Below are 4,717 nucleotides of genomic sequence, written 5' to 3'. Positions count from 1 at the left end.
GAGCTCCGCCCCGAAGAAAGACGCAGCCCGCTTCAGCACCTCGTTGGCCCGGCGAAGCTCGCGGACTTCTTGCTCGAGCTCTTTCACCCGCTGCGCCTCCGCCGAGCTCACGCCGGAGGTGACACCCTCGTCGATGTCGGCCTGCTTCACCCACATCCGCACGGATTCGACCCCGTACCCGAGCTGCGTCGCGACTCGCTGCACGGTTCCTTGCGTGACCCCGAGCTCGGCCCGCAGCGTCCTCACCATCCGCACCGCGGCGGCCTTCTCCTCGTCCGAGTAGCGACGCGTCGTCGGCTTCCCATTCGCCAGTTCCTTCGGCATAACTCCATCCTCGTTTCCAAGGTCAGGAGCCTCCAACAAACTCAGGGCGCTTCATTCGGTGGCATCGGCCATTGATCCGAAGGGCGTGGGCCACGAGCGGAAGAATGCACCCAAAGCCCCTGCCTCCTCCAGGTCCCCGCCGTGCACGTCGGCTTCCAGCAGCACCAGACCGGCCACCCGCTGAGGGTGTGCAGCGGCGGTGAGCAACGCAGTGTGCGCTCCCATGGACTGACCCACCAGCACCACGGGATGACTCGAGGCGACCACATCGATCACCGCTGCGACGTCGTCGACGAAAGCCTGCCGGCCCATGTCCGACGGCACGCGGGTGCTGTGTCCGTGCCCACGCTGATCCACCAGCACACACCGGTACTCGGGCCACAGCGCTTCGGCCGAGGGAATGAACTCCTGCGCGCTGCCGGCCAGCCCGTGCAGGAACACCACCACCGGGGCGTTGCCGCCGGTGTCCAGATAACTGATCCGCGTCCCCGACTGTCCCACCGTCTCCCGCGAGAACTTCATAGCCTTGATCCTCCATCAGGAACCGGTGCAAGACAGGGCATGGCCATGGGCTCAGGTCAGGCTCATGCCTCCGTCGGTGGTGATGACCTGACCGGCGACCCACACTCCCTGGTCGGTGGCCAGCCACCCGATCAGCCGCGCGGGATCTCTCGGGTGCCCCCAGCGGCCGAAGGGGGTGGCCTGTCGCCATGCCTCGATCTCTTCCAGGGAGCGGTCGGTGGTTCCGGGGTCGAGGTAGCCGGTGTTGACCGGGCCGGGGTTGATGGTGTTCAACACGATTCCGAGCTCGAGCAGTTCCGCGGCCACCGTGGGTGTTACCTCTGCCAGAGCGGCCTTGCTGGTGGCGTAGGCGACCTCACCGCGCATCGGCCCCTGGCCCTGGCCCGAGGTCATCCAGAACACCCGGCCGGCCGCCCGTTCATCGACGGGCCCGGCTTTTTCGATGCGGTCGCCGGGCCGCGCTGAGGCGGATCGAGCAGTCGTGGCGGCGTGGCGGTGGGCGAAGTGCCGGGTCAGCAGCAGGGTGGAGCGGGTGTTGGTGTCCCAGAAGGCGTCCAGGGTCTCGGCGGTCATGTCCAGGATGGACCCGTCGCCGCCGCTGCGGGCGTGGTTGCAGACGAGGATGTCCAGGCGCCCGGTCAGGGCGTGGGCCTGCTCGACGAGGTTTTCAGCGGTGTCCGGGTCCCTCAAGTCCGCGGAGACGTCGCCGGCGAGGGCACCATCGTGCAGAGCGGCCCGGATGCCGGCGCGTACCGCATCGAGGTCGTCATCGCCCCAGGGCTGGTCCGCGTCATGGGGGCTGTAGTGGTGGAAGAACACACTGGCCCCCAGGGAGGCGAGCTCAACGGCCACCGCGTAGCCGATGCCGCGGCGGCGGGAGACCCCGGTGACCAGAGCGGTTCTGCCCCGCAGCGGGCGTGTGAAAGAAGCGTGAGCCATGGTGGTGCTCCTGACGTACTCGAGGATTCGTCGTTCACAGGGCAGGCGCTCACACCGTCTTCATGGTGGGGAACCTATCAGTGACCACCGCTGCGGGCGGTGCGTCACCCAGGTGAGTGTCAACCGGTGGCCAGCACCCGGTCACGATCGCGGCGGTACATCGCGGCGTGCTCGGCGAAGTCGTCCCGGCCGGTCTCGGCGGCTCGTGCGTCGGTGAACGCCGCGAGCTCTTCCAGCCGTGCCGCCACCGCGGCCAGCAGCTCCGCGGGCTCGTAGGGCATCTCGTAGGAGTCGATCAGCAACTGTAAGCGGCCCGCACGGTCGGGTGTGGGCGGGCCGCCGTCGTGCGCGTCATCGGTCAGCGGCACCAACCGGTAGGCCAAGTAGGCCAGGTCCCAGATTCGCGGGCCCGGGGAGGCGGTGTCGAAGTCGATCACCCCGCGCAGCTGGCCGTTGCGGAACACCAGATTGTACGGAGCGAAGTCGTTGTGACAGATCACCTCAACCGGGTGGTGGGTGGGCAGCTGCCAGACCAGGTCCTCCCCCACCAGCGCGGTGGACGCGTCGTGGATCCGGCGCATCAGCTGCGCTGCCGCCACCAGGACCGTATCCGCCCACACCCACTCGGACAACGGATAACCGGGCACCACCCCGACGATGTAGGACAGGACCTCCCGACCGTCCTCGTCCACCCCGCGAGACTCCGGAACCTCGGTGACCCCTTCCGCCCGCAACCGGACCAGTAACTGGTGCACCGCCGTGGTCCAGGGCCCGACAGTGCGACGGACAGTGTCGTCGACCCGCACGACGGTGGTGGAGTTGCCGCCGGTCAACATCTCCTCTTCCATGGCACGACCCTATCCGGAGGGCCTCAGCCGAGCCGGCGACCCAACTCCCGGGTGACGTGGGTAACCGCATTGGTGTACATGTTCCGCTCCTGTTCGGTCAGGTCGGGGCGGCCAGCCAGGAGGCTGCGGTGGTGCAGGGACGTGAGGAACCGTTCGTAGATCTCCCAGGCGTCACGGCGGACCAGCACCTCGTCGACGGTGCCCGTGGCCGCCCGGTGCTCGCTGGCCGCCAGGTAGGCCTCGACCAGGTCCCGGGTCTGGGCCCGGGTCATGGGCAGGTGCCACGGGTCCACGGTGATCTGCCCGCCGAGATAGGCGAGGTCCTGGGCGGGGTCCCCGATCTCCGACCACTCCCAATCGATGTAGCGCACCCCGGTGTCCCCGTCGACGAGGATGTTGGGCAGCAACAGATCCCCGTGGATCACAGCGAAGGACTCCAACCGGTCAAAGGTCTTCTGTGAGCCGCGCAGATACGCCCCCACTTCCCGCGCCAGTCGTGTCACGTCGGGCTCGGCCAGCACGGCCGGGTGGTTGTCCGCCCACCAGTCCAGCCCGGCAGTGAACTGTCCGGCGATGTCCACCTTCGCCCGGCGCTCTCCCGTCTCGGCGGTGAGGTCTCCGCAGCGCTCGAAGCGCTGGGCATGCAGGCGAGCCATCTGCTGGACGTGGGCCCGGATCAGGGCCGGGGTCCACTCCCCCGGTGGGAGGACACGGCCGGGCACGAAGGTGACCACCATGTACGGGGCGCCCAACGGGTTGTCCGCCGACTCCTCGAGCACCAGCGCCTGCGGTCCGATACCGGCCAGGACCAGGCCGAGTCCGTGGAACTCCTCCCGCATCGGCCGCGGCAGCTCCTCCACCGGACGCCGGGCGATCCGCACCACCACCCGTTGCCCGCCGGCCTCCAGCAACCACGCCGCGAAGCTCTCCCCCTGCCCCAGCAGACGCACCTCGTCACCGTCTCCGGGTGACGAGCCCAGGCCGACCGCGGCCGGGGCCTGACCGGCCAGACGAGTCAGTCGATCAGCCATGGACGGATGCTCAGGACGGGAGAGACTCATAAGCACAGTCTGCCCGCCACCTCGCCTGGCCGGAGAACCGCTGTTACAGCTCTGCGGCATTGAGGAACCCCAAGCGGGCCCGGATGCGCCCGTGCGGTGCGCCCGCATCCAGGCCGGGTTGTCATGCCCGTTTACCCCGTGCGATGAAAAGCCCGCACAGGTGCGGTCATACGCACCACGGCGCCCACATGTACTGACGGATTCAGATGGTGGTCGCTTGCGGGAGCTCCCGCATCCGCCGGTACAGGGTGGCCCGGGACATGCCGAGATCGCGGGCGACCTGGGTGGCCGGCTCCCCAGACTCGATCAGCCGCAGCGCGTTGCGGATCTGGGAGTCAGTGAAGGTCTGGCGGCGCCCGCCGAGGTCCTTGCCGGCGGCCCGGCGCTTGGCCACCGAGTCGGTGATCCGCTCCCGCTTGATCTCCAACTCCATCTGCGCCAGGGCGGCCATGACTGTGAAGACCATGGACCCCATCGGGGTGGCCGTGTCCACGTCTCCCCCACCCAGGTTCAGCACCCGCAGCCCGGCCCCTCTCCCCCGCAGCGCCTCGGCGAAGGCCAGCATGTTCTGCGTCGACCGCCCCAGACGGTCCAGTGTCGTGATGACCAGCGTGTCGCCCGGCTCGAGGGCGGCCACCGCCTTGTCGAAGGCGGGACGGGACGCACGGCTTCCAGACACTCCACTGTCGACGTACGCGTCATCACGTCGAACGCCGGCATTCAGAAGGTCAGACACTTGGCGGTCTGCGTCTTGCTGCCGTGTCGACACCCGGGCGTAGCCGATCAACTTCCCCATGTCCACCCCATCTGTCTCGCAACCAACGTTGAGTATCCGATTCTAGAGGCATGGATAAAGCACAAAGATGCGAGACACCCCGATCCGCGGAATCATGCGGATGTGACTGTCGACGGTGAATGGCGGTGTTCTGACAGAGGTATTTGGCGGCCGTGGTGCGGCTGTGGGCTCAGAGGTAGCTGCAGATTTGGGCGGGATCGCACTGGGTGGGGTCGCCTTGGGAGGCG

Annotated in this window: 6 protein-coding genes; all 6 read right to left on the bottom strand. The window is 68.2% G+C overall.

What is annotated here, in order from left to right; all coding sequences use genetic code 11:
- Window positions 1-324 (bottom strand): transposase (locus tag AS25_RS08565; RefSeq protein ID WP_035959115.1); only part of this gene is annotated, 324 nt, incomplete at its 3' end.
- Between the two features lie 51 nt (window positions 325-375).
- Window positions 376-846, bottom strand: coding sequence for an alpha/beta fold hydrolase (locus tag AS25_RS08560; protein WP_052160844.1), 471 nt, complete (start codon window positions 844-846; stop codon window positions 376-378).
- A gap of 51 nt (window positions 847-897) precedes the next feature.
- Window positions 898-1,785: an SDR family oxidoreductase gene (locus tag AS25_RS08555; RefSeq protein ID WP_035964318.1), complete on the bottom strand. Its 888-nt coding sequence runs from the start codon at window positions 1,783-1,785 to the stop codon at window positions 898-900.
- A 119-nt stretch (window positions 1,786-1,904) separates the two neighbouring features.
- Window positions 1,905-2,633 (bottom strand): phosphotransferase, encoded by a 729-nt coding sequence (locus tag AS25_RS08550; protein WP_035964316.1) that lies wholly within the window; start codon window positions 2,631-2,633, stop codon window positions 1,905-1,907.
- Between the two features lie 23 nt (window positions 2,634-2,656).
- Complete coding sequence (locus AS25_RS08545) at window positions 2,657-3,664, bottom strand: phosphotransferase family protein (RefSeq protein ID WP_052160843.1); 1,008 nt, start codon at window positions 3,662-3,664, stop codon at window positions 2,657-2,659.
- Between the two features lie 232 nt (window positions 3,665-3,896).
- Window positions 3,897-4,490: a recombinase family protein gene (locus AS25_RS08540; RefSeq protein WP_035964321.1), complete on the bottom strand. Its 594-nt coding sequence runs from the start codon at window positions 4,488-4,490 to the stop codon at window positions 3,897-3,899.
- Window positions 4,491-4,717: the final 227 nt, after the last annotated feature.

This window comes from Kocuria marina, assembly GCF_000786655.1.
GTDB lineage: Bacteria > Actinomycetota > Actinomycetes > Actinomycetales > Micrococcaceae > Kocuria > Kocuria marina_A.
The sequence above is the reverse complement of the archived record's forward strand: the minus strand, read 5'-3'. Positions and strand labels throughout refer to the sequence as shown.